We start from the raw sequence: 26,187 nt of genomic DNA, 5'->3' as shown, positions 1-26,187 counted from the left end.
TGGCGGGTTGTTGGGCGTCCCCGCTTGCCCAGGAATGGCCGAATGTCGTTGCGACCCAACGATTCGGATTGCCCCTGCCGCTCCGCGGTCGCGTTCACTGATTCGCTCGGAACGGGGATGCCGTTACACGCACAGTGAGTCAGCCTTGAAAAGACACAGGTGCTTACGAGTGGTTATCGCTCGGGTAACCCGCGTGACCAGCCCAGTTTCACTATTGTCCGGGTGCCGAATGGTCCGTTCGGGTAACCGGATACCACTCGTCCGTAGCAGGGCGCCCGTCGAGGTTCCAGCTCCACGACACGTCGGAGGTGATCCGCACGTAGGTGCCGGGCCCGACCATGCCCACACGCTGGCACGGGTCGCCGGCGGTGCCGTACACCCGCACTCCGCGCGCCACGAACGGGTCGAGCGAGACGAGGTCGTCGATCACGAGCGCGACCCGCCGCCGCCCGGCGGCGACGTTGCGGATCTTGCGGGTGGCGACGACGGTCGCCCCGCCGCCGACCCAGAACCCGGTCTCGTCGGCCTCGAAGGCGACGGGCACGACATCGGGCTGGTCACCCGCGTTGAGGGTGGCGAGCCGGGCGAGCGACTGGCTACGCAGGTAGGTGAGCTCCGCTGGACTGAACAAGGTGACTCCTTCCGTCGCCACCCACACGAACAGCCCCGGCCGGAATCGACAACTTCAGCGCGAGAAGGACGCCCGCCTGGACGGCGGCGGGGTCGGCGGCGCCGTCCGCCTGCCCTGGGCGGACGCCACGATGCCGCCGACGATGACCGCGAGACCACCGACGCCGCACACGATCCAGGCCATGGTCTGCACCTGGCTGGTCAGGGCGTCGTAGAAGGAGCCGGCCAGCTCGGGCCGCGGGCTGCGCGCCGTCACCTGGCTGCGGGCGATGAACTGGAACAGCACGAGCAGCAACATCACGACGACGAGCCCGATGCCACCGACGATCAGGACCCGCCCCCGCCGCGCGGCGATCAGCACCCCGCCGACGAGCAGGAGCAGCGCCACGATCGGCAGCACGACGCTGAGCGTCTCGAGCAGGTCGAACGCGGGCACCAGCTGCCGCACAGCGGGCCGGGAGATCAACTCGACGGACGCGTCGACCCGCGGGATCTGGTCCGCGAACGGCACGCCCTCGGCAGACATGCGGTCCCGGAGCTGGGTGGTGACGTCCCCCAGGTCCAGCACGATGGCGTCGCCCCGCACGCTGAGGCTGCCGCTCTCCTCCCCCCGCAGCATGGCGAGAACCTCCGGGTGGGCCTCCTTGTTGACGGAAAGCCACAGCTGCCGGAACTCCTCGCTCCTGACGAACGAGTTGACACTCTGGTCCACCAACGGCTGCGCGGCCTCCGGCACCTTGTCCCCGAGCGCGGTGTCGATCTGCGAGGCAACGGACTGCTGGATGGCGGGATCGTCAGCGAGCGGCTCGACGGCGTCGAGATACCGCTGCTGATCGGTCACCTCCCCGACCAGCGCGTAGGCCGCCACCGCGGGCGCGGCAAGCAAACACCCGAGCAGAACAAGAATGGTGCCAAAGGAAGTCCGCACGCGCCGCACCCTAGCGGCCCACCGGACTTCAGGCACTGACGAGGTCAACCCGGCCGGGCAGCAAGCCCACCACCGTAGGGGGTCTACGGGACCGACACGCACCCAAACCAAGCTGGGTCGGGAGCCACCGCGCCGTAGGGTCTGCGGGATCGGCACGCCACCCAAACCAAGCTGGGTCGGGAGCCACCGCACCGTAGGGTCTGCGGGATCGGCACGCCACCCAAACCAAGCTGGGTCGGGAGCCACCGCACCGTGGGGTCTGCGGGGGTCGCCCCCGCAAAATAATGATGGCCGACCCGGCGAGCTTGCCAACGGCAAGCGAGCAGGGTCGGCCAGAGGCCATCCGTGGCCAGGGGCGGGATCGAACCGCCGACCTACCGCTTTTCAGGCGGTCGCTCATACCAACTGAGCTACCTGGCCGGAAACACCAAAGTGGTCCACCACCCAACCAAGGCAGGGACCACGCTGGGATCAGAAGTTCCGGAACTTCCCGGAACTTCCGCGACCCTGACGGGACTCGAACCCGCGACCTTCGCCGTGACAGGGCGACGCGCTAACCAACTGCGCCACAGGGCCTTGCTTGTACTTCTAGGATACTCGGTGCTCTCAACGGGCTTTGGAGCGCCGCTCGGGAGCAACGGGTGGAACTCTAGCAGACCCGGATGGCCGGTGATGCGGGGGCCTGGTGCCGCGAAAACACCACGTCGGCCTGGGCGTGGACGCCGTCCCGGCACGGCAGGCCCGGCGCCCACACCCCGGGTCAGCCGGCCGCGGCGGCGGCGATCCGCTGGACGATCAGGGGCTGGCCGTCCTGGGACTTCACGGTCGGGTTCACCGAGTAGACCAGCTTGCGCGCCAGGTCGCGGGTGGCGAAGACGCCGCTCGCGTAGCCGTGGCGACTGCCGGTCTTGCCCCAGACCGTGATGCCGTTGACGGTGAGCTTCATCAGCCCCTGGCTGTAGTACGCCGGGCCGCTGCCGTCGAACATGGGCACGTCCGGCACGGCGAAGAGCCTGGTCGTCATCTCGTCGCCGAGCAGCCGGCCGCGGAACAGGCCGGTGACGAACCTGTCCAGGTCCTCGGCGGTGGCGACGATCGCGCCCGCCGCGCCCGGGATCGACTGGTTCATCAGCGTCGCGTCGACGAGTTCGCCGTCCACGTCGAGGTATCCGCGAGCGGCCGGGGCGGGCAGGCACGGGTCGTCGTTCGGGTAGTACGTCTGCCGCAGCCCCAGTGGCCCGGTGATCCGGTCGCGCAGGTTGCGCGCGTAGGACCGGCCGGTCACCTTCTCGACGAGCATGCCCGCCGTGACGTAGGAGGTGTTCGTGTACTTCTGCGCGGTGCCGGGCGGGAAGTCGATCGGGTGCCGCAGTGCGGTGTCGACGACCTGCCGTGGGCTCCAGTGGTCGAAGCGGTGTTCGAGGATCCACCGCGGGTCGTAGAGCCCGGGGATGTCCACCGACGGCAGGCCGGACGTGTGGTCGAGCAGCGTGTACACCGGCACGGGCGGGTAGTCGACGGGGAGCAGGTCCGGCAGGTAGTGCTGCACGGACTGGTCGAGGTCGATGCGGCGCTCCTGGGCGAGCTGGAGCACCAGCACGGCGGTGTAGACCTTGGTGACGCTGCCGATCCGGAAGTGCCCGTCCGGTCGGACGGCGGCGCCGGTACGGAGGTCGGCGACCCCGGAGGTACCGGACCACTCGCCCGCCGACCCGGTGATCCTGACCAGGGCGCCGGTCGTCTCGTGGGTGGGCAGCCCGGCGATCGCGGCGGTCAGCGCGGCGTCGTTGGGCGGGGGGAGGGCGGGCGCCGCGGCCGCGGGCATCGCGGTGGCGGCGACGGCGGCGACAGCAAGTGCGACAACTGCGGATTTCATGTCACACAGGATGTCGATCAACGACACCCTCGCCATCAGGGCTTTTCCCTGGCTCACCAGATCAGGGAAATCAGGGTGGTGCTCCCAACGGGATTCGAACCCGCGCTGCCGCCTTGAAAGGGCGGAGTCCTAGGCCGCTAGACGATGGGAGCCCAGGGTGCCTGCCTAGAGCAACGAAAGCATATGGCATGCCCCTGGGAGCCCAGTGACGCGGGTGACCCCGATCAGCGACGCACCGGTGGGACACCGTCCTCTCCGGGCACGAGACCCAGCATGTCCAGCAGTTCCCGGCAGTCCTCGACATCGCGCGACCCGAAGGCCACGGCGAGCTGTGCGCGGCGCACCTGCTCGTCGGTCACGCGTGAGGACTCACCGTTCCGCTGGGTCGGCACGCTGCCGTTGCCGAAGTTGAGGCTGCTGTCCTTCGACTCGTGCTGCAACAGGAAGTCACGCACTTCGACCGGTCCGCTCATGTCGCCTCCCCGACCATCAGGTTTCGGGGAAATCTATGAGACGCGGGCGCTCTACCACAGCCCCCCGAGGAGTGAATCCGCCCCCCACGGATAGTAGTCACGGCCGATGTGCCGGACGGTCGTGCGGCGGAGGCGGTTGCCTGACGGCGCGGCGCGGTCACTCGAATGGCCGCATCCCGTCACCGGTCACGTGTCGACCACGTGGTCTGAGTATGCGCGCTGATCGAGGTCACCCTGACGGATGCGCACGCGACCAGCGGTAACGGCGTCGCGGACAAGGCGAACCCATGTGGGGGACACACGCTCCCTCAAGCGCGGCGTGTCGAGGGTCGAAGGCAATAGGTGGGGAGGCCGTTGAAGAAAGGAAGCCTGAGACCAGTGCCGATGCACACGATCTACAACGTGTACCGGGTCGCCGGCATGACCTGCGACCACTGCGCCGCCTCGGTGACCGAGGAGCTGTCCGGGCTCGACCACGTCACGGACGTGGCCGTGAACCTGAACACGGGCGCCGTCACGATCACGAGTGCCGACGAACTGAGCCGGCCCCGCGTCGAGGCGGCCGTCGCCATGGCCGGTCACCGCCTGACCGAGTGACCCGGCCGCGCTGAAACGTTTGACGCCGCGCCACGGGATCGGTCCACAAGAAACCGGGGAACCTCTCCCATAGCGGAGCTTCGTCCCCGGGAGGGTCGACATCCACGCTGGTCACGACGTTGCGGGGTGGAGAGTTGAGCGTCGAGGCGAACACCAGGTGAATAGTTCTCTAGATTTTTTCACCTTCGCCCCCTCGCACGGGACGCGTGCGCGTGCAACAATCGACTCGCTGACACACCCCCGGTCAGCGCCTGTGGAGATCCCCTCCGGCCCCCGCGTTCCTCCCCCTGGCGCGGGGGCCTCTCCATGTCCGCACCCGGAACACGCAGCACAAATACCCAGAGTGACGCAACCCTTACCCGTGATTTGGGTTGCTTTGCTGGTGAGACCGCAATCTGTTCGTTATCCTCCTCTGGTGCTTTTCACCGGACGTAGTCGACCAAGCGCCAAAGCGGCGGCAGACAGTGCCGACCCGGGGCGCCATCGCACCGAGGTGGAGCAGGGCGAAGCCCTGCCGGACCGCGAGCTCGAGTCGTACCTGGCCGCCCTTTCCCCCGAGGGTGACCCCGAGTCGACCGGCTCCGGTCGTCGCTTCGGTGGGTCGCAGGTCTACCAGCTGCGCATGTCGCTGATGGCGAACGAGCAGCTGCGTGAGATCGCGGCGCACAACCAGACCTCGCCGCTCGCGCTCGCCCAGGAGTGGGTCATGCAGCGCCTCGAGTGGGAGGCCCAGCAGCTCAACAACCGCCGCTGGCCGACCGCAAGCCCCGACAACCAGTACTGAGCAAACCGAGCAACATCCAGTCGAAACACGAAGGGCCCCGGTCGCACCCGACCGGGGCCCTTCGGCGCTGAGCTACCTACAGTGCGCGTACGTTCGTCGCCTGGGGGCCCTTCGTGCCCTGCCCGACCTCGAACTCGACACGCTGGTTCTCTTCCAGAGTGCGGAAGCCCTTGCCCTGGATCTCCGAGTAGTGCACGAAGACGTCATCGCCGCCCTCGTCGACGGCGATGAAGCCGAAGCCCTTCTCGGAGTTGAACCACTTCACAGTGCCCTGTGCCATCCGCCTGCCTCCATCGCAGGATCAGCATGGGGTTACACCGTGCAACCCCGGCAGCCCCTCGGGCGTTCCTCCGCCGGTTTCCCGCCGGACACGCGGCACGCCCGCGTTTGTCGTTCCGCGAGCGTGTAAAGCACGAACACAGAAACTACTAACGGCCTGCGCGGCAGAGCGTAGCGCGACGAACACCCGCAGCACTACTACTTGCACACGGCTGATTACACCCCTCAGTCGATCGTCGCTGGCTGCGAGCGGGCGAACCCCAGTGATCTGCATCACACGCGAACGAGCCAACGTGGATCGACTCAAAGGCGTCGAAACAGATGTGAGCACGACGCGGCGGCGTGAACAGGGGGAATCCAATGGGTGAGCGGTGGTCTCGGCGTGTGCCGAGAGCGATGGTGGCGGTGGGGATCGCGGCCGTCCTGGGGTTGACGGCATGCAGCACGGGCGACGACTCGGCCGGCGCTTCGGGCGCCACGTCGACGTCCTCGGAGACGCCGGAGCAGCAGGCGGCGCCCAAGCCGCCCGCGAAGGTGGCGCTGACGCCCGCCTCCGGCGCGACGGACGTCTCGCCGGTCGCCCCGGTGAAGGTCACGGTCGCCGACGGCACCATCGAGGCGCTGACCCTCACCAACCCGACGGGCAAGAAGGTCATCGGGCAGCTCTCGGCGGACAAGACGTCCTGGACGGTCGGGGAGCCGCTGGGGTACGGCAAGACGTACACGTGGGCGGGCACCGCGACGGGCACGGACGGCGAGACGGCGCCGATCTCGGGCTCGTTCACCACGGTCACGCCCGCGGGGACGATCGACGCGTCGCTCAACGTGGGCGACGGCAGGACCTACGGCGTCGCCATGCCGATCGTCGTGCGGTTCGACAGCCCCGTGACCGACAAGGCCGCGGTGCAGAAGGCCATGACGGTCACGACGTCCGTGCCGACCGAGGGCGCGTGGGCGTGGCTCGACGACCGCAGTGCGCACTGGCGGCCCAAGACGTACTGGGCGCCCGGCACGCAGGTGAACCTGGACGCGAAGCTGTACGGTCTCGCGTTCGGTGACGGGGTGTACGGCGCCGAGGACCGGACCGCGCACTTCACCATCGGCCGCTCCCAGATCGTCAAGGCCAACACCCAGACCCACCGCCTCGTGGTCATCCGCGACGGCAAGCAGGTGGCGGACTTCCCGGCGAGCTACGGGCTGGAGTCCGACCCGGGCCGCGTCACGAACAGCGGCACCCACGTGGTCATGTCGAAGCACGAGACGTACGCGATGACGAACCCGAAGTACGACTACGAGAACGTGGTCGTCCCCTGGGCCGTGCGCATCTCGAACAACGGCGAGTTCATCCACGGGTACGCCCCGTCGATCTGGGCGCAGGGCAAGGAGAACGTGTCCCACGGCTGCGCCAACCTCGCCCCGGCCAACGCGAAGATCTACTTCGACAGCGTGATGACCGGTGACCCGGTGGAGATCGTCGGCAGCACCGAGCAGCTCGGCCCCGAGGACGGTGACTACTACGACTGGGCCCTCACCTGGGACCAGTGGCTCGCCAAGTCCGCCGTCTAGAAAGCACCGAGAACCCGGTCAGGGGTGTTGCTCCCTGGCCGGGTTCTTCGCTTAGGGTGTTCCACCGTGTCCGGGCCATCCACTTTCCGCGTGCCCGCGGCGTTGCCGTCCGCACCGCCGTCCCCGCCGCAGGACGCGACCGACGACGAGGTCGCCGCCGGTTATCTCGTGGTCCGGGCCTCCGGCGCCAGCGCGGCGCGGATGGCCATCGACTCGCCGTCCGCCGCCGCTCGCGAACCGGCTCAGATACAACTGGTCATGCGTGCGTCGCTGCCGAAGTACGTGCCCGCGCGTGGCGTCGGCCTGTCCTTCCCGGAATGCGCGCTGCGCGCCCGGCCCGCCGGTCGCAGCGGCACGGTGCTGTTGACCGTATCGACCGGAAAGCTGTCGCTCACCTTCGCCGAGCTGCGGCCGCTGATGTTCCGGCCCGTCCCGCTGGACCGGTCACTGCAGACGTTGTTCGCGGCGGCGGTGTCGCACCTGCTCGTGGTGGCGGATTCCCTTGACCCGCACGGGATCAAGCCGTACCTGACCGGGCTCGCTGAGCTGGTGCTGCGCAGCGCCCTGCGGACCGAGCTGAACCGGGCGGACGCCATCGCCACCCGCCGCCGGGACGCGGTCGCCTACATCAAGGAGCACCTGTCCGATCCGGCGCTGACGGCGGAGCGGATCGCGGAGGCGCTGTTCATCTCACGACGGCGGCTTTACCAGTTGTTCGACGACGGCGACGGGGTGTCCGGGCGCATCCGGCAATTGCGGATCGACCGCGCGAAAGAACTGCTCGGCGACCCCGCACACGCGAAACGGGGTATCGGGGAAATCTCCCGGCAATGCGGTTTCGCGAACGCGGCACACTTTTCCCGGACATTCCGGAAAGTGGTTGGAGAAACGCCCCGCGACTACCGCGACACACTGCTCGCGGACTGAGCGAAATCCACCGAAGACACCAGTCTGCCCAACACAGCCGCCAATTCCAGCCAACCCCGGCCGGTCGTCGAATGCAGCGTGAACACCGCCATCCGGCGCCCGTCCGGCTCGACGACCACTGCCTGTAGCTGCGCACCGGCCGTCGGCGGGCCGGACAGCAGGATGCGTTCCGCGATCACCACCGGGTAGCCGCGGCCGGTCACCGACGACGTGACCTCGCGGAAGTCCTGCCCGTCCCCCTCGGACAGGTGCTGTGCCAGCTCGTCGGCCGCGCCGGGACCGAGCGGGCTGTCGGTGGTGACGACCATGCCGACGAGGATCGCCGGGTCCGCCTGCGCGTGCTCGACGACCGCGACCAGGCTCGCGCCGTTCTCGTGCGCCAGCTCTGCCGCGTCCCGTGCCGCGAGCGCCACCCCGGGGTCGTGTGCCGACTCGGGGCCGCGGACGGACACGAGCAGGTCGGTCAGCGCGTCGGCCGTCGCGTCGAGCGAGTCCATCGTCACCGGGGTGATCCCCGGCACCGCGGCCAGCTTCACCGGACCTCGCCCAGCAGCGCGGCCACCGCGCCGTCCGGCGGCGCGGTGAACGTGCCGGGGGTGACCAGCGCGGCGAGCGTCGCCGACACCCGTGACGTGCGGTGCAACGCACCCGCGAGCGCGCGGATCGCCGGCGTCTCCGGTGCCGGGGTGGCGTCGGGGTCGAGGTCGGTGGCCACCTCGTCGGCTGCCCGCCGGTGCGCGCGTGCCAGCTCCCGTGCCTCCGACAGCACGTCCTCGAGTGCCGACTCGGCCGCGGCGACCCGGTCGGTGGCCGCGGCGACCTCGACGCTCGCGCTCGCCGCCGCGGCGGGAGTGGCGGCGAGGTCGAGCGCGTTCTGCTTGTCCTGCAGGGCGTCGCGGGCGTCGTCGAGCGCGCGACGGGCCCGCCGGGCGCGCGCGTCGAGGTCCTCGGTGCGGCGCTTGTGCTCGGCGAGCGTCTCGGCCCAGCGCTCCAGCACGGGGATCGCGGCCCGTGGTCTGGCGGTGTCCACGGTCGGGAGCCCGGTGCGGAACGCGTCGGCGGCGGCGCCCTGCCACGACTCGGCGTGCCGGGCCGCGGTACGCACGGCCGGTGCCACCGACGCCAGCGCGTCCGCCGCCGCCCGCAGCTGCGCGATGGTCTGCGCCACCGCGTCGACGGAGCCGGGCGTGGGGTCGAAACCAAGCCCCCGGTAGGTCACCACGGGCCCTGATCGAACCGGCTCGCCGCGTCGGTGTCCAGTGCCTCGTAGGTGCGCCGGACCTGCGTGACGGACTCGGTCAGCGCCGTGACCGCCGCGCGGGCACGGGTCACCTCGGCCTCCGCGTCGGCCAGCAACACGCCGACGACCGCCCCGAGCCTGCCCGGGCCCACGTCGCCGGGCGCGGTGAAGGACACCTCGAGGTCGTCGCTCACGGCACGCAGCGCCGACTCGGCCGCCGCGATGCCGGGCAGGTCCGCCGCGAACCCGGTCACGCGCCGAACACCGGCGGGTAGGCGGGCGGCAGGTCGTCGAAGAAGTCCATGCCCTGGTCGTACTTGTTGCGGTGCTCCTTGTCCTCCTCGCCCTGCGCACCGTGCCCGACGGGCATGCCACCGAACGCACCCGCCGCGCCCGCGCCACGCGCGCCGCCGAGGAGCCCGCCCGCGCCCGCCGCCCCACGGCCGGGCACCGGACCGGCACCGGCGAGCCCACCGGCGCCGAAGCCCGGCGAGTTGCGGATGACGTCGGACCCGCCGGAGCCCAGGCTGCCGACACCACCACCCGGCCCGCCGAACGCACCGGGAACCCCGCCCGAGGTGCCGCGGCCGCCCGCGAGCGCGGGGTCGGCGACGCTCGACGCCGACGTGGCCGCGTTGCCCGGCCCGGAGACGGACGGCGGGGTCGCGGGGGTCGACTGGGGCGGGGTGTGCTCGGGGACCGGGTCGTCCGCCCACTGCGTGCCCGGCCCGTCCTCGACGCTCTGGTTGGTCGTCGGGGCGGCGTCGGAGAAGTGCGGCATCGTGTCGTGGACGTCCTTCGACTGCGCCTCGTAGGCCGCCATGACCTGCACGGCCTCCGCCTTGCGGGAGCGGGCCTCCTCGTGGCTGACCATGCCGTCGGTCAGGAGTTCCTTCAGCAGGACGGCGGTGCTCGGGCCGCCCGTGCCGACGACCGTGTAGCCGTCGCGGAAGTTGCGTTCCGCACTGGCGAACCCGGGCTTCGGCATGCGTGACTGCGCGCGGTCGACGGCCTCGGCGTACGACGACATGCCCTGCGCGATCCGGCCCGCCGTCTGGCTCGCGCTGCCCGCCCACCGCATCAGCCGCGTGCTGGACTCGGCGGAGCTGACCGCGGCCTGGCCGTGCCACGCGCCCATCACGCGCTCCATCACCCGCTGCACGTCACCGGTCGTCGCCTCGATCTTGGCGGCGAGCGTGCTCCACTGCCCGGCGCGGTTCGCCATCTCGGCGACGTTCGCGCGGTGGATCATGTCGTACAGCTGGTCGTGCTGGTAGGCCTCCCAGTTGACCTTGCCGAACCGGCCGGGCTCGCGGTTGCGCCTGCGCTTCCTGCGCAGCGCGGCACGGCGCTTGCGGGCCCGCTCCGACAGGCCGTGCACCTCCCGCCACGTCTCGTTGCGGCGGTCGCGGTCGTAGTCGTCGGGGACGTGCATCAGGACAGCTCCTCCAGCTGGCCGAGCTGCCGCCGCAGCTGACCGACCGTCTCGTTCTCCACACCCTCGTAGGTGGCGAGTGTCTGCAGGATCGCCATGCGGACCCCGACCAGCTCCTCCAGGTAGTCGAGCAGCGCGGTCTGGACACCGCCCTCGAGGTCGGCGCGGTCGCGGAACGCCTTGCGCATGGCGCGGGTGACCGGGCTGGTCCCGTCCCCCAGCGGACCGGTCAGCTCGGCGGCGTCCCTCAGGTGGGCGACGAGGTCGTCGTGCAGGGCGGCGAGGTCGCGTTCGGCCTGGCGCAACGTCGCGAAGTCGGCGTGGATGCCGTCCATGCCCAGGCCCGCGACCCCGTGCTGGACGTTCGGGAGTGCCGCCGTGTCCGGCACGGCGTAGGCGACCAGTTCCTCCCGGTACTCACCCCGCAGCCGCTTGGCGTCCGTGAGATTGTCGATCCGTTCGCCCGCCATGGGCTACCTCCACCCCGATCCTGCCGTCCCGGGCACCCAGCCTGGTCAATCGTGACCGGCCGGGGACAGCAATTCCAGCACAGAGTGCACGGCTGGACACAAGAGCCGCTCAGCTGAACAAGCCTTCCGGCAGCAGCAGCCGAGCCAGCCGCTCGGCGAGCGCGGAGCAACGCTCCAGCTCCGGTCCCACCAGGTCGAGCACCGTCAGGTCGTCCTCGTCGTCCACCGGTCCATTGCAGCTGGTGAACGGTGCGGTGTGGACAGGCGTTGCACCCGTGGTCACGGGGGCGACTCATCCGGACAACACGGCACCCGAACTAGGCTGAACGAGTGAGTCGCGTACCCCCGAAGTGGCCGCCGGTCGACGTGGAACACCCGGCGCCGCACCCGGACGCCCCGGCCCCGGGCACCAAGCTCGGCCCGCACTACGCCCAGTGCTTCGGCTGCGGCGACGAGACCGAGGGCGGTCTCCACCTGCGGACCGAGGCCGGTCCCGACAGCACGATCATCGGCCAGTTCCAGGTCACCAGGGCCCACCAGGGCGCGCCCGGCCTGGCCCACGGCGGGCTGCTGGCCTGCGCGTTCGACGAGGCGCTCGGGTCGACCGTCGGGCAGCTGCTGCGCAGGCCCGCGGTGACCGGCAAGCTGGAGACCGACTTCCTGCGGCCCGTGCCGGTGGGCTCCACCCTGCACATCCTCGGCAAGCTCGACGGTGTCGCGGGCCGCAAGGTGTACGCGAGCGCCGACGGCAGGCTCGACGCGCCCGACGGGCCGGTTGCGCTGCGCGCGCGGGCGCTGTTCGTGATCGTCGACTTCAGCCACTTCACCGAGCACGGCACCGCCGACCCGCGCGACGTGCATCCCGACCGCGACATCAACCCGTAGGGGACCGCCACCATGTTCGGCGTGATGCTCAGCGTGCTGGTCGCGCTGATGCACTGGTACATCTGGAAAAGGCTGGTCAAGGACACGCTCAGACCCGGCCGTGCGCGGCGGGTGCTGACGGTCGTGACCGTGCTGCTCGCCGTCCTCGTGGCGGGGACGCTGATCCTGCCGCGCACGGTGGGCCTCACCGGGGCGGGGTTCTACGCGTGGCCCGGCTACATCTGGTTCGGGCTGCTCGTGTACCTGTTCCTGATCCTGGCGGTGCTGGAACTGCCACGGCTCGCGCTGCGCGGCTGGGTGCGGCGCACACCCCTCGAGGCGACGGCGACCGCGCCCACCCCGCCCGCCGAACCCGCCGAGGCCGTGCCGGACGAGCCCGTCGCTCCCGCCGCCGCCAAGCCCGACCTCAGCCGCAGGCTCTTCCTCGCCCGGGGCGCGGGCCTCGTCGCCGGCGCCGCGTCGGTCAGCCTCGTCGGCGTCGGCATGGCGAACGCGCTGGGCCCGCCTGACCTGCTGCGTGTGCCGGTGCGGCTGCCGAACCTGGACCCGGCGTTCAACGGGTTCCGCATCGCGGTGGTGTCCGACATCCACCTCGGTCCACTGACCGGGCGCGCCCACACAGAACGCCTCGTCCGGATGATCAACGAGACGTCGCCGGACATGGTCGCGATCGTCGGTGACCTGGCGGACGGCACGGTCGACGCGCTGGGCCCGGCCGCGGAACCGTTGCGTGACCTGGCGTCCCGCGAGGGCACGTTCTTCGTCACCGGCAACCACGAGTACTTCGAGGAGCCGTTCGAGTGGCTGCGTGAGCTCGAAGGGCTCGGCCTGAACCTGCTGCGCAACGAGAACACGGTGATCCGGCGTGACGGCGCCGCGTTCGACCTGGCGGGCGTGAACGACCTGTCCGGCCGCATGGCGGACGACGGCCCGGACTTCGACCGCGCGCTGGCCGGCCGTGACCCGTCCCGGCCGACGGTGCTGCTCGCGCACCAGCCGGTGCAGGTGTCGGAGGCCGCGAAACACGGCGTGGCCCTGCAGCTGTCGGGGCACACGCACGGCGGCCAGTTGTGGCCGTTCCACTACATCGTCGGCTTGCAACAGGGCGCGGTCGCCGGCCTGTCGACCGTGGACGGAACGCAGCTGTACGTGACGCGCGGCGCCGGCTTCTGGGGCCCGCCGATCCGGGTCGGCGCACCACCGGACATCACCGTGCTGTCGCTTGAGGCTAGGTGAGGGTGCGCGGGCGGATGGCGTTCGCCTTGTCGACGAGTTCGTAGCGTCGTTCCTGGTCACCGGCCAGGCGGGCCAGGGAGCGGTAGCAGCGTTCCAGCCCGAAGCGCAGGTCGCGTTCGGTCAGTCTGCAGCCCAGCACCACCCGGTTCGCGGACTCGCCCGACGAGCCGGGGCGACCGGCGCGGACCCACGAGTGGGCGGCCTCCAGGACCTCGGCGGACAGCGTGGTCGCGCGTTCGGCGTCCAGGGACAGGCGTTCCAGGCGGCGGGCCGCGTCGTGGAGGTCCTGTTCGGTCAACCGTGCCGCATCGCCCCCGCGGGTCTTGATCTTGATGGCGGCGACCTGCGCGGCGACGTGGTGGCTGGAGGTGTCGGGGACCGCTTCGAGCACCTCGATCGCACCGGCTCGTGCCCCCTGCGCCAGGTAGACGCGGGCGAGGCCGAACGCCGCGCTCACCCAGGTGCGGTCGGTGCGCCAGACGAGCTCGTAGTACCGCGCGGCCTGGAAGTAGTTGCCCGCGTACTCGGCGCTGACCGCGAGCGCCAGCTTCGGCGGGATCTCACCGGGCACGGCGTCGTAGACCCGTTCGAAGGAGGCGGCCGCGTCCGCCGGCCTGCGGGTCGCGATCGCGATGAGGCCCTGGTACCAGTCCGGACGCCAGTCGGCGGGGTCGGTGGCCAGGCGGCGCGCGGCTTCCAGCTCGCCCTGGGCGGCACGCAGGTCGCCGAGTTCGAGCCGTGCGCGCACCATCCGCAGCCGCACCTCGATGGAGTCCTGCGGCGCCGACTGCAGGGCCGCCAGCATCTCGGCGGGTTCGTTCGCGGTGACGCTGGCGAGGGTGCTGGCGGCGTGGTCGTGGGTGTCGACCATGGGCAGCGGCATGATCGAGGCGACCTCGAGCGGGTCCGGGGACGGCAGCGTGCCGTGCTCCCCGACGACCATGCCCGACCCGAAGGTGCGGGTCTCGAGGGCGAACACGTTCGACATGCTGGGCCGCGGCCTGCCGGTGCCGAGCGCCATCACCTCGCGCAGCACGCCGGTCAGCTGGTCGGCCATGTCCTCAGCGGAGGCGAACCGCTGCTGCGGGTCCTTGTGCGTGGCGCGCTTGAGCACCCGGTAGTAGGACCCGAAGAGCGCGAAGAGCGGCTCCTCGTCGGGGCCGGGCAGCGTGTACTTGTGGCGGGTCGTGTACCCGGCGAACTCGATGGACAGGACCGCGAGCGTCCGCCCGACGGTGTAGATGTCGCTCGCGACCGAGGCGCCCTCGGTGGCCAGCTCCGGCGCCGAGTACCCGAGCGTGAAGAACAGCGGCGACTCGTAGTCGTCGGTCTGCCGCACCGCACCGAGGTCGATCAGCTTGAGCTGCTCTCCGGACTGGATCACGTTGTCCGGCTTGAGGTCGCAGTACAGCATGTCGACGCTGTGCAGGTACCCGATGGCGGGCAGGATCTCCAGCCCGTACGCGATGACCTGCCCGATCGGCAGCGGTTCGGCCTTGCCGGTCTCGCGGTGGTGTTCGAGGGCGAGCTGCCGCAGGGACTGCCCGCCGACGTACTCCATCACGATGTACCCGACCAGGTTCCCCGTCTTCGGGTCGGGGTGCTGGACGAAGTTGTAGATCCGGACGACGTTCGGGTGCTCGACCTCGGCGAGGAACCGCCGCTCGGCGACGGCGGACGCCATCGACGTGGCGTCGCCGGTGTCGATCATGCCCTTGAGCACGACCCACCGGTCGCTGACGTTGTGGTCCTTGGCGAGGTAGATCCACCCCAGCCCGCCGTAGGCGAGGCAGCCGAGCACCTCGTACTGGCCGGCGACGAGGTCGCCGCGGAACAGCCGTGGCCGGAAGTTGAAGTAGGTGCCGCAGGTGGCGCACTCGCCCTCGGTCACCCCGGGCTGGCCGTCCTTGGCGCGGCCGACCTCGGCGCCGCAGTTGCTGCAGAAACGCTTGTTCTCGGAAACGGCCGGATCGGTCAGGACGGCCGAGGCCGGGTCCTTGACCGGCACCACGGGCACCTCGACCAGCCCGGCACCGAGCCGCCCGCGCCCGGTCGTCCGCGACGACGTGCGCCGCCCGGTGCCGGGGAACGAACTGGACCCGGTGCTGATCGGGCTGTCCCCCCGCGTGGGCTGCGGCGAGTCGGGGTGCTTGGGCGGCGGCTCGACGCTGTGCGTGACGGGTGTTTCGTCGAGCACGCTGGTGGGCAACGGCTCGTCCGGGGCCAACGCGGTCGCGGGCCGAACCCCCGGCTGCCGAGGCGCCACGTTGGGGACGGGAACGCCCTGCGCCCACTGCATGCCGGGCTGCGGCGCGGGCCGGGCCCCGGTGCCGGGCCGCGCGTACCCGGCGGAAGCCTGCCCGACGGACTGCGGGCCCGGCGACGGCGGTCCGGCAGGCTGCGGGCCGGTCGCCGGTCGCCCGGGCGCGGCCCACCCACCGGGTGGCGTCTGTGTCCGTGGGCCGGTGGCCCACCCGGTGCCGCCCTGCGGCTGCCCAACCCCGGGCTGCGAGCCAGTACCTGTCTGCGGCGCCCACCCGGCCGCGGGCTGGGAACCGGTCGCGGGTCGCACCTGCTGCGGCCCGCCCTGGCCCGGTCCCGGCTGCCCCCAACCCGGGTGCGGCCCCGGTGCCCGGCCATGGCCTGGCCCGGGCTGAGAACCCGTCGCCGGTCCGGCGTTCGCGCGCCCCGGCTGGGCACCGCCCTGCTGCCCCATCCCCGGCCGCGCACCACCCGGCGGCGAGGCCGGGGCGTCGTCGGACCTGCGGTGTGCGCCGCGGCCACGTGGCGGCTCGCCGTCGAGCGTGTCCGGAGACGCGAACCAGCCGGTGCCGGCCTCGCCGCCGCGGTGGGGCAGGCGGGCCGCACGCTCCTCCGCCTCCTGCCGTAGGCGGGCCGCGGCCTGTTCCGGTGTCTCGGCGACCGCGATGCCGCACTCCTGACAGTTGCCGTTCACGACCTCGCCGGAGCAGCCGGGACGGGGACACGACAGCGCCATCACCAACCCCCTAGTCCCGGTACACCGGCGTCGGCGGCGCGGGACGGGACCCGCCTGTCTGGCCGAGCCACTTGTCGTAGCTCTTCGCCCACGTGCCGTCGTTGATGGTCTTGACCAGCACGCCGTTGACGAACTTCACCATGTCCACGTTCGCCTTCGGGATGCCGATGCCGTAGGGCTCCTCGGTGAACCGCGGACCCGCCATCGTCAGGTTCGGGTCCTGCGCGACCATGCCCGCGAGGATCGTGTCGTCCGTCGACACGGCCGCGACCTGGCCCTGCTGCAGCATGATCAGGCAGTCCGACCAGTTGTCGACCTGCACCGGGATCAGCTTGGCCGGGTTGGCGGCGATGGTCTTGATGGACGTGGAGCCCTTGGCCGCGCACACCTTCTGCCCGCCGAGCTGGTCGAGGCTCGTGACCTCCGACCCGCGGTCGACGAGCAGGCGCTGCCCCGCCGTGTAGTAGATGGCGGAGAAGTTGATGTCCTTCCACCGTTCGCAGGTCGCGGTCATCGTGCGGACGACGACGTCCACGTCGCCCTCCTGCAACGCCTTGATGCGCCCGGCGGACGTGACGACCTTGAACTGCACCTTGTTCGGGTCGCCGAAGATCGCCTTCGCGATCTGGCGGACGATGTCGATGTCGAAACCCTCGAGCGCGTTCGTCGTCGGGTTGCGGAAACCGAAGAGGAACGTGTTCTGGTCGACGCCCGCGATCAGCTGGCCCCGATCCTGGATGGCCCTCATCGTGGTGCGTGGCGGCATCTGACCGGCGGGCGGCAGCGCGCCGTCCGGGCGGAAGCTCGCCTTGGGGTCGCAGTCGGGCGCGGGCGCGGAGGTGCCGGACGACGCGGGCGGGTTCTCCTCGGCGCCGACCGGTGTCGGCCGTTCCACGGACGTGACGTTGGCGAGGTCGACCGGCCGCCCGTCGCCCGCGCACGCGGACACGGCGAGCAGCAGTGCCACGAAGACGAGGCTCGCTCGTACAGCCCTCACCGGTACTCCTGCAGTCGGTCCCTGATTCCCATTGTCACTCCCGCCGCCGCCACCAGGGCCAGCACCGCGACACCCGGCGCGAGCCCGGTCATCACCTTGCACGCCGCGCTGGTCTCCTCGGCGAAGTGCACCCTGCCGTTGCGCAACGCCTTCATCAGGTTGTCGTCGAGCTGGGTGAACATGGCGGCCGCGCTGTCGTCGGCCGCCGTGCTGATCGCGAGCGACACCGCCTCCTGGTAGGAGCCGCCGTCGTCGAGCTCGCGTACCCGCTGGTGCGCGGCGAGCCAGTCGTCGGCGTCCTTCTGCGCGGCGTCGATCAGGTTCTGTGTCTCCTGGTCCTCGGCCAGCCCCCGCGCCTGGTTCAGCAGGTTGCGGTCGCCATCGCCGCTGATCTCCTCCGCCAGCTTCGTGAACTCGGCCTCGTACTCGCCGCCGTCGCCGCGCGCGACGAGCGTCAGCGTCTCGTTCGCGCGCATCTTGAGCGCCACGATCCTGGCCTGGACGATCACCTCGACCTGTTTGCTGCCATGGTCGTGGCCCGCCGACACCCGCGACGACTCGATCAGCAGCGCGGCCGTGCCCCAGACGAGCGTGAGGACCACCGCGCCGGTCGCGACGACGAGCCCGACGTTGAGCAGCCGGTTCGTCCGCCGTGTCAGGTACCGCTGCGCGACGATCAGCGCCCCGAGCAGCACGATCACCAGCGCGAGCGAGAACCACGGGACCGAGCTCGCCGAGTCCTGTTCGCCGGCGAGCCGTTCGAAGTCGATCTCGTACAGGCGCTGCGCGGCAGGCAGGAGCTTCGCGCGCATCAGGCCGGACGCCTCGCGCAGGTAGGCCGCACCGGCCGGGAAGCCCTGCCGGTTGTAGGCACGGGCGGTCTCGACCAGACCGGTGTAGACCGGCAGCTGCTGGGACAGGACGTTGACCTGCGCCTCGGCGTCCGGCACCCCGCCGACGTCCGCGGACGCCTTCGCGAGGTTCGCCCCGGCCGTCGCGATGTCCATGTCGTACCGCTCGCGCAGCTCGGCCGGGATGGTGCCGCCCGCGAGGAAGGCGCTGGCCGCGGTGGCGTCGGCGTCGGACAGCGACCGGTAGATCTGCTGCGACGCGGCGGCCACCGGTTCGCGGTGCGCGATCAGGTTGTCGATCGTGTTCTGTTTCCTCTGGATCTCGATCGCGCCGAACGCCCCGGTCAGCACGGCGAGAAGCGCGAGGGAAACGCCGATCAGGAACAACCTGCCCGGGGTGCTCGCCGCCGACTTGCGGACACTGCGGACCGCGGTCGCTGGCAGGCTGAGCACCCGCCGGGCGCCCGGCGCCGTCGACTCCTCGCCGACCGGGGTGGTGGTCACCATCGGTGATCCACGGGACCACTCACGATGTCCATGCCCCCCTCGCCCCAACTGTGACCTCGTTCGCAGACGAACTTAGTGCAGCGACGACCTGCGCGGCCACCGAAACGGTGACGTCGTCGACCGTCGTGTGGTGACAGCAAGTGAACGAGCACCGTGCGTGACGAAACGTCGCCCGGTTGCGTGCTGGCAGGGCGTGGACCATGTCTGCCAACCTCGAACCGAGGTGGGTCATGGACTGGCTGCGGGACTCGCTCGGCTGGCTCGGCACCGCGGCGTTCGTCGCGGTGGCGGGCTACTGCGTCGCCCGGCTGGTCGCGGCGGCCAGGGCGCCCGTGACGTATCCCGGCCGCCACCGCGCCGTCGACACGGCACACGTGCTGATGGCCGTGGGCATGGCCGCGATGTCGTCGCCGGTGGGCGGACCGCTCCCGATGGCCGCGTGGCAGACCGTGTTCCTGGTGCTGACCGTGTGGTTCGCCGGCTCCTGGTGGCAGGCCAGGGGCGCCGCGCGCACGGAAACGGACGGCGCCTGGCACGGCGGCTGGCACGGCAACGGCCTGCACCACGCCCTCGGCGCCGCCGCGATGCTGTACATGCTCACGGCGATGCCGCACGCCGGGCACAGCGGCACCCCGTGGCTGCCAGGCGGGCTCGGGCCGGACATGGCGGGGCTGGCGCTGCCTGTCGTCGGGTGGGTTCTGGCGGCCTACTTCCTCGCGTCGGCGGTCGTGCTCGTGCGGTGGCGGTCGCCCGCCGGCCCCGCCGGGCTGCCCGCACTGATCACCGCACCCGCGGCCATGACCGCCTGCCAGACCACGATGGCGGCGGGCACCGGCGTGATGTTGCTCGCGATGCTCGCCTGAGCGGGTCAGGCGTTCTTCTCGGCGACGGACCTGATCCACTCCTCCGACCAGGTCAGCTCGCCGGAGCGCAGCGCGTCGAGCACGCCGTCGACCCAGTGCAGCTCGGCCTCCCGGACCGCGATCGAGTACTCCTCGTCCAACAGGAACAGGCGGGGCAGGTCCGGCACGGCCGCCATCTCCTTCCTGTCCTCCTCCAGTGACGCACGGAGGTCGGCGGACCGCTGTTCCAGGCGGGCGATGGCGTCTTCGGGAGTGAGCACCATGAGCGAGGCCAGCGCCGCGGGGAACTCCGGGTAGTCCCGCGCGGGGCTCGCGATCATGTCGCCGGTCCACTGGCGCAGGGCGAACCAGCCGTCGGGGGTGATGGCGTAGACCGTGCGCTCCGGCCTGCGCTCGTCCCGCGTCGTCGCCAGCACGGTGATCAGCCCGGCCCGCTGCAACCGGTCGATCGTCTGGTAGACGCTGTTGCGCTGCGCCACGTTCGCGACCCGGTCCTTGCCGCGCTCCTTGATCACCTCGTGCATGCGGTACGGGTGCATCGGCCCCTCCGCCAGCAACGACAGCACCACGAGCGCGAGCGGCGACCGTCGATGAGTACTCCTCGCCACCCGCAGACCGTACCGTGCTTGCCTGCTTAGTCATTTCATGTATAGTCATGGCATGACTGTAGCACTCATCGCCGGCGGCGGCATCGCCGGACCGGTCACCGCAATGGCACTGCGCAAGGCGGGCATCGACGCGACCGTGTACGAGGCCTACGACCGGGCGGCGGACGGCGTCGGCGCCTTCCTGACGCTCGCGACCAACGGGCTCGCGGCGCTGCGCGTGCTCGACCTCCACACGCTCGTGCGCGACCTCGGCTTCGACACCCCGTCGATGTCCATCGGAATGGGCGGCAGACCGTTCGCGGAGTTCGACTTCGGTGACGCGCTGCCCGACGGCACGGTCACGCAGACCATCTCCAGGGCGGCGCTGTACACGGCACTGCGCGACGAGGCGGTGCGCCGGGGCGTGCGGATCGAGTACGGCAAGCGCCTCGAGTCGGTCTCACCGACCGCGGACGGCGTCACGGCCACGTTCTCCGACGGCACCACCGCGCACGGCGACCTGCTCGTCGGGGCCGACGGCCTGCGCTCGACGACCAGGACGATCATCGACCCGGCGGCGCCACCGCCCCGGTACGTGCCGCTGCTCAACGCGGGCGGCTACGCACGCGGCCTCGACCTGGACGCGGAACCGGGCCGGATGCACATGGTGTTCGGGCGGAACTGCTTCTACGCGTACGTGGTCCACCCGTCCGGAGACGTGTGGTGGTTCGCGAACCCGCGCCAGCCACGCGAGCTGACCCGCGAGGAGCTGGCTCGGGTGCCGTGGCGGGAGACGCTGCACGGCCTCTTCAGCGGGCAGGACGGCCCGGCCCTCGACCTGATCGACGCTACGGAGGAGATCTTCGCGGGCTGGAACACCTACGACTTCCCGAAGGTCCCGACGTGGCACCGCGGCCGCATGGTGATCATCGGCGACGCCGCGCACGCGACCTCCCCCGCCTCCGGGCAGGGCGCGTCGATGGCGATCGAGGACGCGGTGACGCTCGGGAAGTGCCTGCGGGACGTCGAGGACGTGCCCGCCGCGTTCACGCGTTACGAGGCACTGCGCCGGGACCGCGTCGAACGGGTCGTGAAACAGGGAAAGCGCAACGGTGACGGCAAGTCGCTCGGTCCGGTGATGAGGCACGTGCTGCCGCTGATCCTCAGGTTAGCCAAGCCGAGCGCGTCCGGTATGCGGTGGCTGTACGGCCACCGCATCGACTGGGACGAGCCGGTGAGCACCGATGACGTCGTCGGACAGCGGACGAAAGCGAGGTGATGCGGTACGGACTCAGGCCGCCGGCCGGTCAGCGCGCGGCGGCGCGCACCGCCTGCACCGGGTCAGCCTCGGCCAGCCCTGGCGGGCACCCCACATCTGCCACGCCACCCCGGCGAGCGAGTTGATCAGGCAGCCGCGGCAGATCCGCCGCTTTCCCGTCGAGCCGGTCATCGGTGATACCTCCGTGCCGTGTCCACATCGGACGGACGCGCCGGTTCGAGCTTGTGCTCGACCTCCAGGGCCGCGTCGGGGCCGTACGCCTCGTCGAGGCGCTTGAGGAACATGTCGGGGTCGAACCGGTACTCCTGGGCGCCACGCGACTCGAGCGCCAGCGCGGCGAGCAGGCAGCCGACCTGTGCGGCGCGCAGGCTGGGCAGGCGCCAGCCCAGCCCGGCCAGGTAGCCGGCACGGAACGCGTCCGCGACGCCCTGCCGGTCGACCTCGACGCGGTCCGGCACGGCGGGGACCATGACCGGCGCGGCACCGGAGGACTCCAGGCGCACGCCGTCGGCGCCGAGGGTCTCCACCCACGTGCCGATCCGCGCGAGCAGTTCGGCGCGGGACCAGCCCACCGCGTCGAGCAGGACGTCCGCGTCCCGGCCGTTCGTGAACACGTGGTCCGCACCGTCCACGAGGGTCCTGAGCTGGTCGCCGGTGAGCGTGCCGTGCAGCGGCGCCGGGTCGACGGCCACCCGTTGCCCGAGCCGCCTGCACTCGGCGGCGTGCGCGAGCATCGCGCGTGCGTCGCCCGGCGCGATCATGACGAGGTCAACCCCCGGCACCGCGCTCAGCTCGATCGCGTGTGCCTCGGCGAGCGCGCCGGGATACAGCGACACGATACTGTTGCCGTGCTCGTCCACTGTGGACAACGTGCGTGCGGTGCTCCTGGTGAGCGACACCCGCAGCCAGCTCGTGTCCACGCCGTGGCGCTCCAGCCAGCCGCGGTACTCGCCGAAGTCGGTGCCGACCGCGCCGACCAGCGCCGGCCGGTGCCCGAGCGCGCCGAGGCCGAACGCGATGTTCGCCGCGTCGCCGCCCGGCCGGACGTCGAGGGAGTCGACCACCATCGACAGAGTCGTGCCCGCCGGGCGGTCCGGCGGGAAGCCGGTGGTGAACCGGCCGGGGAACACCATCTGGTGGTCGGTCGCGATCGACCCGGTCACCGCTGTGCGCATCGCACTGCTCCTTCCGCCACCGCTCCGCCGGATGGGCGTCGCCAGCACAGGCTGCGAGCGCGAACTCAAGAGTGCCTCGAGAACCAGCTGAGAACGCTGGACAGGACGGCTTAGTGGTCGGTTTCGGAAGTCTTTCGGGGGTTGGCGGCGACGTCGGCGTGGCGGGTCCGGCGCCGATGTCTCGAAGGTGCCCCTCGGGACGTGGCTGATGTCTCGAAGGGCGCCATGGGGTCATCGAACGTCTCGAAGGGCACTTTCGAGACACCGAACCGGGTCACGCGGCCAGCCAACCCCGAACGCGCCTCAGCCCCCGAAGAACTTCCGAATCCGACCACTTAGCAGGCGGGTCGAAGGGGAGTCGAAGATCGCTGACGATCGCCGGTGACGACCCGGAGCGGTGTAACCATGAGTCGTCGGGGATGAGCTCGTTTACCCAAGAAGCGTGCGGAAAGCCGTTCGTTCTCGCCGACCGGGAAAGCTCAGTCTGGGAGTTTCCATGCAGAATCGTCAAACCGGAGCAGCAGCCGCCCAGCCACTGTTATCGATGTCGCAGGACGACGTGGTCGACACGGCGGCCCCCGCGACGTCGAGCTGGGTGCCGGCCCAGGCGACCGACCACACGCTCAAGATAGCGTTGCTCGGTCCGCTGTCGCTCTCGCGGGGTGGCAAGCACATCACCCCGTCGGCGCCCAAGCTCCGCAAGGTGCTGGCCCTGCTCGCGGTCCAGGCCAACTCGGTCACCAGGGTCGACCAGCTCGTGGAGGAGCTGTGGGAGGAGTCCCCGCCGCCGAGTGCGCTCACGACGGTGCAGACCTACATCTACCAGCTGCGCAAGCTGCTGCGGCTCGACGACCGGCCCGCGCAGGCAGGCGGTGACCCCGCGCCGACGCTGCTCAGCCACCCCGGCGGCTACATCCTGCAGCTGCCCGACCTCTGCGACATCGACGCCAACCGGTTCGAGACGCTCGTCCGCCGCGGTCGTCAGGAGTTGCTCGCCCAGCGGACGTCGGCCGCGTCCGAGACCTTCCGCGAGGCGCTGGCGTTGTGGCGCGGTGGCTGTCTGGAGGACGTGGCGACCGGACCGCTGCTGTACTCGCACGCCACCCGCCTCGAGGAGCTGCGCCGTACGGTGCTGGCCCTGCGCATCGAGGCGGACCTGCAGCTCGGCAGGCACCAGGAGATCGTCGGCGAGCTCACCAGCCTGGTGAACGCCGAGCCCACCCGCGAGGACTTCTCCGCCAAACTGATGATCGCGCTGTACCGCAGCGGAAGGCGGGCCGACGCGCTCGGCGTGTACCAGCGCATCCGCGCCGCGCTCGTCGACGAACTGGGCCTGGACCCCGCACAGGAGCTGCAACGGCTGCACCAGCTGATGCTCGAGGCCGACCCCGAGCTCGACCTGCCCGAACTGTCCACATCGGAACCGAGCGAGGCGCCGCCGACGCTGACCCTCCACGTCGGACATTCGACGCCCGCCCAGCTCCCCCCGGAGGTCCCGGACTTCGTCGGCAGGCAGCGGGAGACGGACCGGTTCGTCGGGCTGCTCACCGGGCCGGACGTCCAGGGGCTGCAGGTCGTCAACGTGGTCGGCAGGCCCGGTGTCGGCAAGAGCGCGTTCATCACCCACGCGGCGCGCACCGTGCGCGGCCACTTCCCGGACGGGCAGCTGTACGTCGACCTCACCGGTGACGACCTGCGCCCGATGCCCACGAGGCACGTGCTCGTCCGCATGCTCAAGGCCATCGGCGCCGACGAGGTGGACATCCCGCAGTCGGTGGCCGAGGCGGCGCTGATGTTCCGGAGCTGGACCGCCGACCGGCGGCTGCTCGTGGTGCTGGACAACGCGTCGGACGCGGGCACGCTGCGCCACCTGGTCCCGACGGGTTCCGGCAGCGCGGTCGTGATCGCCAGCCGGGTTCCGGTGGCGGGGTTGTCCGGCGTGGTCCGGCTGCGGCTGCCCGTGCTGTCGCTCGCGGAGTCGGTGCGGCTGCTCGCCAACACGGTCGGCGAGCAGCGGGTGAGCCAGGAACTGGACGCGGCGGAGCGGCTCGCGGAACTGTCGGACCGGCTGCCGCTGGCGCTGCGGGCGGTCGGCGCGAAGCTCGCGGCCCGGCCGGGATGGCGACTGTCCCGGATGGTCGGGAGGATCTCCGACGAGAGCAACCGGATGACCGAGCTGAGCTACGCCGGTTTCGACGTGCAGGACCGGCTCACCGAGGCCTACCAGACGCTCGCGGCCCAGCAGCGCTGGGTGTTCCGCAGGCTGGCCGCCGCGCACGGTGAGCCGCTCACCGCGGCGGAGCTCGCGGAGCGGGTCACCATGAGCGTGTCGGCGGTCGAGACGGTGCTCGACGAGCTGGTCGACGCCGACCTGGTCGAGGAGACCGACGACGGCGTCGGCGAGCCGAGGCACCACGTGCCCGCGTTGTTGCGGCAGGTCGCGCTGGCCGGGGCGATCGCCACCACGTGGTGGCGCAACACCGCGCAGCGGTCGCCCGGCTAGGCCGGTCTGTCCGGTTCCTCCCGAGCGGTTCTCGACCGATCGTTGCCCGGTTCTCGTGCCCGTTTTCCTAGCTTGACGTGACCAGCAGGGGGTCGGCAGGAGACGAGGAACCGTCGTGCAGTCCGAGACGCGGGCCCCCGAGGGGTGGCCGAACGAGCCGAGAGCTGTCACCGGGCCCGACGGTGACCCGGACATCTTCGTGCTGGCCGGTGCCCCGGCCGAACAGCGGGGGCTACGGCTCGGCGCGCGGGTGTTGCCGCTGCGCCGCTGGATGGCGGGCAGGCACGCCACCGTCGGCGCCGAGGTCGCGGTGACCGCGAGCCTGCTCGACAGGCTGCCGACCGGGCCGACCGCGGTGATCGTGGTGGCGCCGGACGTCCCGGTGTTCTCTGTGGTCGACCAGGTGCTGCCCGCGGCGCACGGGATGCTCGCCGGGAAGCCGGCGCAGGCCGGTTCGCTGACGCTGGGGGTGGCGAGCCCGCGACCGGTCCACCCCGGCACGGCGGCCAGGCTCGCCATGTACAACCAGCATCTCGAGGCGCTGCCGGAAGCGGTCGTCGAATGTGTCGTCGCGGCCCGGCGCTGCGGGCTGGTGACCGCACACGGCAACTGTGTGCTGCTGCTCCAGCCGTTCGTGCCGGCGGGCGCGTCCGCCGTGGTGCACGCGAGCCCGGCACGCCACAGACCGGTGCTGGTCGACTGCCGCTGGGGCGTCACCGAGACGAGCTCGCCCGCGGACACCTTCGAGGTCCCGGTCGACGGGCCCGTTTCCGAGAAACTCGCGTGGAAACCGACCGCGCACGTCGTCGCGCCCGGCGGCACCCGCACGGTGCGCCTGCCGGTGCGCTGCAGCGACCGCTACTCGCTCGCGCTGGAGACCGTCCGCAGGCTCGCCACGGTGTCCCGCGACGCCGCGGTGGCCACGGGCCGCTCGCTGTCGCTGGACATCGCGGTGGGACCGCGCGGGCCGGTGGTGCTGCGCTGCCGCCCGACAAGAGAGTGACGTCCCACTCGAATGGGCGCTGCTCCCGTTTCGAGATGACTTCCAGCCCACCGGCCAACCATGACGGGACAAGCCAAGTCACCAGTCGTCGGAGGTCT

General features: G+C 71.2%; 26 protein-coding genes and 3 tRNA genes. 10 read left to right on the top strand and 19 right to left on the bottom strand.

Annotated features, from left to right (window positions below):
- Window positions 1–211: 211 nt before the first annotated feature.
- From ACIBVP_RS39675 to ACIBVP_RS39645, 7 genes are all read right to left on the bottom strand, one after another.
- Complete coding sequence (locus ACIBVP_RS39675; RefSeq protein ID WP_396111680.1) at window positions 212–631, bottom strand: PPOX class F420-dependent oxidoreductase; 420 nt, start codon at window positions 629–631, stop codon at window positions 212–214.
- Window positions 632–685: 54 nt separating this feature from the next.
- Window positions 686–1,558 (bottom strand): hypothetical protein, encoded by an 873-nt coding sequence (locus tag ACIBVP_RS39670; protein WP_396111679.1) that lies wholly within the window; start codon window positions 1,556–1,558, stop codon window positions 686–688.
- Between the two features lie 346 nt (window positions 1,559–1,904).
- Window positions 1,905–1,978, bottom strand: a tRNA-Phe gene (locus ACIBVP_RS39665).
- A gap of 82 nt (window positions 1,979–2,060) precedes the next feature.
- Window positions 2,061–2,134: transfer RNA gene (locus ACIBVP_RS39660), tRNA-Asp, on the bottom strand.
- A 184-nt stretch (window positions 2,135–2,318) separates the two neighbouring features.
- On the bottom strand, window positions 2,319–3,434 hold the full coding sequence (locus ACIBVP_RS39655; RefSeq protein WP_396111678.1) for a serine hydrolase domain-containing protein: 1,116 nt from the start codon (window positions 3,432–3,434) through the stop codon (window positions 2,319–2,321).
- Window positions 3,435–3,510: 76 nt separating this feature from the next.
- Window positions 3,511–3,586 (bottom strand) — tRNA-Glu (locus ACIBVP_RS39650).
- A 72-nt stretch (window positions 3,587–3,658) separates the two neighbouring features.
- Window positions 3,659–3,907, bottom strand: coding sequence for a hypothetical protein (locus ACIBVP_RS39645; protein ID WP_396111677.1), 249 nt, complete (start codon window positions 3,905–3,907; stop codon window positions 3,659–3,661).
- A 384-nt stretch (window positions 3,908–4,291) separates the two neighbouring features.
- Between ACIBVP_RS39645 and ACIBVP_RS39640 the strand changes: the two genes are divergently transcribed.
- Window positions 4,292–4,504, top strand: a complete 213-nt coding sequence (locus tag ACIBVP_RS39640) for a heavy-metal-associated domain-containing protein (protein WP_396111759.1) — start codon at window positions 4,292–4,294, stop codon at window positions 4,502–4,504.
- Between the two features lie 493 nt (window positions 4,505–4,997).
- On the top strand, window positions 4,998–5,288 hold the full coding sequence (locus ACIBVP_RS39635) for a hypothetical protein (RefSeq protein ID WP_396111676.1): 291 nt from the start codon (window positions 4,998–5,000) through the stop codon (window positions 5,286–5,288).
- Window positions 5,289–5,364: 76 nt separating this feature from the next.
- On the opposite strand, the gene ACIBVP_RS39630 is transcribed toward ACIBVP_RS39635, so the two are convergent.
- Window positions 5,365–5,568 carry a cold-shock protein gene (locus ACIBVP_RS39630; protein WP_133905397.1) on the bottom strand — a complete coding sequence of 68 codons (204 nt, stop codon included), beginning with the start codon at window positions 5,566–5,568 and terminating at the stop codon, window positions 5,365–5,367.
- A gap of 359 nt (window positions 5,569–5,927) precedes the next feature.
- Here ACIBVP_RS39630 and ACIBVP_RS39625 point away from each other — a divergent pair, with 359 nt between their 5' ends.
- Both ACIBVP_RS39625 and ACIBVP_RS39620 read left to right on the top strand, forming a co-directional pair.
- A complete protein-coding gene (locus tag ACIBVP_RS39625) occupies window positions 5,928–7,133 on the top strand; it encodes an Ig-like domain-containing protein (RefSeq protein WP_396111675.1) in 1,206 nt (401 codons plus the stop codon).
- A gap of 66 nt (window positions 7,134–7,199) precedes the next feature.
- Window positions 7,200–8,060, top strand: coding sequence for a helix-turn-helix transcriptional regulator (locus ACIBVP_RS39620; protein WP_396111674.1), 861 nt, complete (start codon window positions 7,200–7,202; stop codon window positions 8,058–8,060).
- Here ACIBVP_RS39620 and ACIBVP_RS39615 read toward each other — a convergent pair.
- The 5 genes from ACIBVP_RS39615 to ACIBVP_RS39595 are packed head-to-tail and all read right to left on the bottom strand — an operon-like array spanning window position 8,033 to window position 11,205.
- Window positions 8,033–8,596 carry a hypothetical protein gene (locus ACIBVP_RS39615; RefSeq protein WP_396111673.1) on the bottom strand — a complete coding sequence of 188 codons (564 nt, stop codon included), beginning with the start codon at window positions 8,594–8,596 and terminating at the stop codon, window positions 8,033–8,035. The two genes, ACIBVP_RS39620 and ACIBVP_RS39615, sit on opposite strands and share 28 nt — an antisense overlap.
- Window positions 8,593–9,282, bottom strand: a complete 690-nt coding sequence (locus ACIBVP_RS39610) for a hypothetical protein (RefSeq protein WP_396111672.1) — start codon at window positions 9,280–9,282, stop codon at window positions 8,593–8,595. The genes ACIBVP_RS39615 and ACIBVP_RS39610 overlap by 4 nt, the downstream gene beginning before the upstream one ends.
- Window positions 9,276–9,554: a hypothetical protein gene (locus ACIBVP_RS39605; RefSeq protein WP_396111671.1), complete on the bottom strand. Its 279-nt coding sequence runs from the start codon at window positions 9,552–9,554 to the stop codon at window positions 9,276–9,278. The genes ACIBVP_RS39610 and ACIBVP_RS39605 overlap by 7 nt, the downstream gene beginning before the upstream one ends.
- Window positions 9,551–10,735 (bottom strand): WXG100 family type VII secretion target, encoded by a 1,185-nt coding sequence (locus ACIBVP_RS39600; protein WP_396111670.1) that lies wholly within the window; start codon window positions 10,733–10,735, stop codon window positions 9,551–9,553. The genes ACIBVP_RS39605 and ACIBVP_RS39600 overlap by 4 nt, the downstream gene beginning before the upstream one ends.
- Window positions 10,735–11,205, bottom strand: a complete 471-nt coding sequence (locus ACIBVP_RS39595) for a hypothetical protein (protein WP_396111669.1) — start codon at window positions 11,203–11,205, stop codon at window positions 10,735–10,737. The genes ACIBVP_RS39600 and ACIBVP_RS39595 overlap by 1 nt, the downstream gene beginning before the upstream one ends.
- 330 nt (window positions 11,206–11,535) lie before the next feature.
- Between ACIBVP_RS39595 and ACIBVP_RS39590 the strand changes: the two genes are divergently transcribed.
- Window positions 11,536–12,090 carry a PaaI family thioesterase gene (locus ACIBVP_RS39590; protein WP_396111668.1) on the top strand — a complete coding sequence of 185 codons (555 nt, stop codon included), beginning with the start codon at window positions 11,536–11,538 and terminating at the stop codon, window positions 12,088–12,090.
- A 24-nt stretch (window positions 12,091–12,114) separates the two neighbouring features.
- A complete protein-coding gene (locus ACIBVP_RS39585) occupies window positions 12,115–13,326 on the top strand; it encodes a metallophosphoesterase (protein ID WP_396111758.1) in 1,212 nt (403 codons plus the stop codon).
- Here the strand turns inward: ACIBVP_RS39585 and ACIBVP_RS39580 are convergent.
- Genes ACIBVP_RS39580 through ACIBVP_RS39570 form a run of 3 tightly spaced genes read right to left on the bottom strand, consistent with a single transcriptional unit; the run spans window position 13,319 to window position 18,679 of the window.
- Window positions 13,319–16,324, bottom strand: coding sequence for a tetratricopeptide repeat protein (locus ACIBVP_RS39580; RefSeq protein WP_396111667.1), 3,006 nt, complete (start codon window positions 16,322–16,324; stop codon window positions 13,319–13,321). The genes ACIBVP_RS39585 and ACIBVP_RS39580 overlap by 8 nt on opposite strands.
- Before the next feature lie 10 nt (window positions 16,325–16,334).
- Window positions 16,335–17,321, bottom strand: a complete 987-nt coding sequence (locus ACIBVP_RS39575; protein WP_396111666.1) for a transporter substrate-binding domain-containing protein — start codon at window positions 17,319–17,321, stop codon at window positions 16,335–16,337.
- On the bottom strand, window positions 17,318–18,679 hold the full coding sequence (locus tag ACIBVP_RS39570) for a hypothetical protein (protein WP_396111665.1): 1,362 nt from the start codon (window positions 18,677–18,679) through the stop codon (window positions 17,318–17,320). The genes ACIBVP_RS39575 and ACIBVP_RS39570 overlap by 4 nt, the downstream gene beginning before the upstream one ends.
- Before the next feature lie 200 nt (window positions 18,680–18,879).
- On the opposite strand from ACIBVP_RS39570, the gene ACIBVP_RS39565 reads away from it, so the two are divergent.
- On the top strand, window positions 18,880–19,542 hold the full coding sequence (locus ACIBVP_RS39565; protein WP_396111664.1) for a DUF5134 domain-containing protein: 663 nt from the start codon (window positions 18,880–18,882) through the stop codon (window positions 19,540–19,542).
- Window positions 19,543–19,547: 5 nt separating this feature from the next.
- Here the strand turns inward: ACIBVP_RS39565 and ACIBVP_RS39560 are convergent, their stop codons facing one another.
- Entirely contained in the window at window positions 19,548–20,150 is a 603-nt protein-coding gene (locus ACIBVP_RS39560) for a PadR family transcriptional regulator (protein WP_396111662.1), read from the bottom strand.
- A 52-nt stretch (window positions 20,151–20,202) separates the two neighbouring features.
- On the opposite strand from ACIBVP_RS39560, the gene ACIBVP_RS39555 reads away from it, so the two are divergent.
- Window positions 20,203–21,408 (top strand): FAD-dependent oxidoreductase, encoded by a 1,206-nt coding sequence (locus ACIBVP_RS39555; RefSeq protein WP_396111661.1) that lies wholly within the window; start codon window positions 20,203–20,205, stop codon window positions 21,406–21,408.
- A 12-nt stretch (window positions 21,409–21,420) separates the two neighbouring features.
- On the opposite strand, the gene ACIBVP_RS39550 is transcribed toward ACIBVP_RS39555, so the two are convergent.
- The gene (locus ACIBVP_RS39550; protein WP_396111660.1) at window positions 21,421–21,579 is read right to left on the bottom strand and encodes a hypothetical protein; all 159 of its coding nucleotides are present in this window, start codon (window positions 21,577–21,579) and stop codon (window positions 21,421–21,423) included.
- Window positions 21,576–22,583 (bottom strand): PfkB family carbohydrate kinase, encoded by a 1,008-nt coding sequence (locus ACIBVP_RS39545; RefSeq protein WP_396111659.1) that lies wholly within the window; start codon window positions 22,581–22,583, stop codon window positions 21,576–21,578. Before ACIBVP_RS39545 ends, ACIBVP_RS39550 begins: the two co-directional genes overlap by 4 nt.
- 544 nt (window positions 22,584–23,127) lie before the next feature.
- Between ACIBVP_RS39545 and ACIBVP_RS39540 the strand changes: the two genes are divergently transcribed.
- Window positions 23,128–25,086: a BTAD domain-containing putative transcriptional regulator gene (locus tag ACIBVP_RS39540; RefSeq protein ID WP_396111658.1), complete on the top strand. Its 1,959-nt coding sequence runs from the start codon at window positions 23,128–23,130 to the stop codon at window positions 25,084–25,086.
- A gap of 115 nt (window positions 25,087–25,201) precedes the next feature.
- Window positions 25,202–26,089: a hypothetical protein gene (locus ACIBVP_RS39535; protein WP_396111657.1), complete on the top strand. Its 888-nt coding sequence runs from the start codon at window positions 25,202–25,204 to the stop codon at window positions 26,087–26,089.
- The last annotated feature ends 98 nt before the right edge of the window (window positions 26,090–26,187 follow it).

It is taken from the genome of Actinophytocola sp. NPDC049390, assembly GCF_044466355.1.
Classification (GTDB): domain Bacteria; phylum Actinomycetota; class Actinomycetes; order Mycobacteriales; family Pseudonocardiaceae; genus Actinophytocola.
This window is presented reverse-complemented; position numbering and strand designations above follow the sequence as displayed.

Bases quoted from the DNA above. Each gene is read 5' to 3' on its own strand.
- ACIBVP_RS39580 (WP_396111667.1), bottom strand. From the start codon at position 16,324: ATGGCGCTGTCGTGTCCCCGTCCCGGCTGCTCCGGCGAGGTCGTGAAC.
- ACIBVP_RS39655 (WP_396111678.1), bottom strand. From the start codon at position 3,434: ATGAAATCCGCAGTTGTCGCACTTGCTGTCGCCGCCGTCGCCGCCACC.
- ACIBVP_RS39550 (WP_396111660.1), bottom strand. From the start codon at position 21,579: ATGACCGGCTCGACGGGAAAGCGGCGGATCTGCCGCGGCTGCCTGATC.
- ACIBVP_RS39565 (WP_396111664.1), top strand. From the start codon at position 18,880: ATGTCTGCCAACCTCGAACCGAGGTGGGTCATGGACTGGCTGCGGGAC.
- ACIBVP_RS39585 (WP_396111758.1), top strand. From the start codon at position 12,115: ATGCTCAGCGTGCTGGTCGCGCTGATGCACTGGTACATCTGGAAAAGG.
- ACIBVP_RS39600 (WP_396111670.1), bottom strand. From the start codon at position 10,735: ATGCACGTCCCCGACGACTACGACCGCGACCGCCGCAACGAGACGTGG.
- ACIBVP_RS39555 (WP_396111661.1), top strand. From the start codon at position 20,203: ATGACTGTAGCACTCATCGCCGGCGGCGGCATCGCCGGACCGGTCACC.
- ACIBVP_RS39640 (WP_396111759.1), top strand. From the start codon at position 4,292: ATGCACACGATCTACAACGTGTACCGGGTCGCCGGCATGACCTGCGAC.
- ACIBVP_RS39595 (WP_396111669.1), bottom strand. From the start codon at position 11,205: ATGGCGGGCGAACGGATCGACAATCTCACGGACGCCAAGCGGCTGCGG.
- ACIBVP_RS39625 (WP_396111675.1), top strand. From the start codon at position 5,928: ATGGGTGAGCGGTGGTCTCGGCGTGTGCCGAGAGCGATGGTGGCGGTG.
- ACIBVP_RS39540 (WP_396111658.1), top strand. From the start codon at position 23,128: ATGTCGCAGGACGACGTGGTCGACACGGCGGCCCCCGCGACGTCGAGC.
- ACIBVP_RS39630 (WP_133905397.1), bottom strand. From the start codon at position 5,568: ATGGCACAGGGCACTGTGAAGTGGTTCAACTCCGAGAAGGGCTTCGGC.
- ACIBVP_RS39545 (WP_396111659.1), bottom strand. From the start codon at position 22,583: ATGCGCACAGCGGTGACCGGGTCGATCGCGACCGACCACCAGATGGTG.
- ACIBVP_RS39570 (WP_396111665.1), bottom strand. From the start codon at position 18,679: ATGGTGACCACCACCCCGGTCGGCGAGGAGTCGACGGCGCCGGGCGCC.
- ACIBVP_RS39645 (WP_396111677.1), bottom strand. From the start codon at position 3,907: ATGAGCGGACCGGTCGAAGTGCGTGACTTCCTGTTGCAGCACGAGTCG.